The 2,415-nt window shown below is 74.8% G+C and carries 1 protein-coding gene; it reads left to right on the top strand.

The genetic code is table 11. From position 1 onward, the window contains the following. Positions 1–2,415 (top strand): amino acid adenylation domain-containing protein (locus tag ACYVE9_RS23120; RefSeq protein WP_461029823.1); only part of this gene is annotated, 2,415 nt, incomplete at both ends.

Raw genomic sequence — 2,415 nt, 5'->3', positions numbered from 1 at the left:
GGACGGCTCCGGGCCCGGGGAGTGGCAGCCGGCGACCTCGTGGGGCTGCTCACCGAGCCCGGGTGCGACGCCGTCGCCGGTGTGGTCGGCATCCTGCGCGCCGGGGCCGGATGGGTCCCGCTGGACGCCGGGCATCCGGCAGCCCGGCTCACCGCCCAGCTGGCCCGAACCGGTGCCAGGGCCCTCGTCTGCCACTCCGCCACCCGCGCCACCGCGGACTCCCTGGCCGTTCCCGTCACCATCGACGTGGACAGCACAACACCGGGACCGGGCTCGTCGCCGAACCCGAGCCCGGCTCCGGACCTCGCTCCCGAACCGTCCGCTCCCGACCTGCCCTGGCCGGAGGCCATCGCCTACGTGATCTTCACCTCCGGCTCGACCGGGCGCCCGAAGGCCGTTCCCGTCACGCACCGGTCGCTGGCCAACTACCTGGACTGGGCGCTGCACACCTTCGGCTACCACGCGGGGGACCGGCTCGCCCAGACCGCCTCCCTCTGCTTCGACGCCTCGGTACGCCAACTGCTCGCCCCGCTCCTTGTGGGCGCCACCGTGGTCACCGTGCCCCGCGAGCTGGTACGCGACCCCGACCTGCTGCTCGACCGCGTCGAGTCCGCCCGCGTCACCGTGTGGAGCTCGGTGCCGACGCTCTGGGAACGGCTGCTCACGGCCGCCGAACGCCGCGTCCGGCGGGGTGCCCCGCCGCCCGACCTCTCCGCGCTGCGCTGGGTGCACGTGGGTGGTGAGGCGCTGCCCGCCGCCCAGGTCAGGCGCTGGTTCGACCTGTTCGGAGGTGGCCGGCGAGTCGCCAATCTCTACGGCCCCACCGAGACCACGATCAACGCCACCTGCCACGTCATCGACAGCCGTCCCGGTGACGACGTGCGGCAACTGCCGATCGGCCGTCCCGTCGCAGGGACGGACGTGAGAGTGGTGGCACCCGACGGCAGGCGCTGCGAGCCGGACGAAGCCGGTGAGCTGCTCATCGCCGGTATCGGCCTGAGCCCCGGCTACCTCGGCGAACCGGAGCTGACCGCGGCGGCGTTCACCGAGCGGGACGGGCGCCGCTGGTACCGCAGCGGAGACCTCGTCCGCCAACGCCCCGACGGCCTGCTCGACTTCCTCGGCCGACTCGACGACCAGGTGAAGGTCAGAGGCCACCGGGTGGAGCCGGGTGAGATCGAGGCCGCGCTGCTCACCCATCCCGGCGTCGCCAGAGCAGCCGTCGTCCATCGTGACGACCGCCTCACCGCCTTCGTGGAGCCCGACCGGGACCTGCCGGCGCCGGACCCCGTGACCCTGCGCGCCCACCTGGCACGGCAGCTGCCGGACTACATGCTGCCGGCCCGCATCCACCACGTGCCGACGATGCCCCTCACCGACACGGGCAAGACGGACCGACGCCGCCTCACCTCTCCGGAGGCACTGCCGGACCACCCCACGACACAGCCGACGCCCGCCACCGGACCGGCGCCCAGCGCGGCCACCGACTGCGGGACAGCACCCCGCACCCGCACCGAACGCCGACTGGCCGAGGTGTGGTCGGCGCTGCTCGACGTCCCCCACGTGTACCGGGAGGACGACTTCTTCGCCCTCGGCGGTGACTCCCTGCTCGTCCTGGAGGTCTTCGCCCGACTGGAACCGGACTTCCCCGCCCTGCCCCGACCGACCGCCATCTACGACCACGGCACCCTGGCCGCACTCGCCGCCACCATCGACGCGACCACCCGGCGGGCGGACGCCCGACCAGCGCCCGACGCCCGCCCTGCCCCCGGCACCTGCCCTGCCCCCGACGCCCGCCCGGCTCCGGACGCCGTCCGGGCCGGAGACGGAGGCCCGGCCCCAGCGCCCGTCACGCCCTACCCGCTCACCCCCACCCAGCGCGGCTTCCTGCTGGCGGAGACGCTTGCGCCCGGCAGCGGCTCGGCCTGGCTCGCCCGACTCCGACTCCGGGGGACCCTGCGCCCCGCCGACTTCCAGCGCGCCGTCGACCTGCTGGTCACGCGCCATCCCATGCTGCGTACCGTTTTCCCCGCCGGGGCCAGACCGCCGGTCCAGCAGGAGCTGCCTCCCGCGCTGCGTCTCCCCGTCGACTTCGAAACCCTCACCTCACCGGCGGAGTTGGAGGACCGTGTCGCCGCGGAGCGGCGCCGCCGCTTCGAACCGTGGGCCTGGCCGCTGCTGCGCCTGAGGCTGCTCACCCTGGCGCCGGACGAGCACGTCCTCGTGGTGCACGCCCACCACCTCATCGGGGACGGCTACAGCGCGGCTCTGCTGGGCCGCGAACTGCTCACCGCCCACGCAGCGTTGGCCCGCGGTGAGACGCCGCACCTCCCGCCGCTGCGCAGCACCTTCCGCGACCACGTCGCGCTGCTCGCCGCGGGCGGGGCCGCCTCACCCGCCCCGGACCTGCCGGGC

This window comes from Streptomyces sparsus, assembly GCF_054776295.1.
This window is presented reverse-complemented; position numbering and strand designations above follow the sequence as displayed.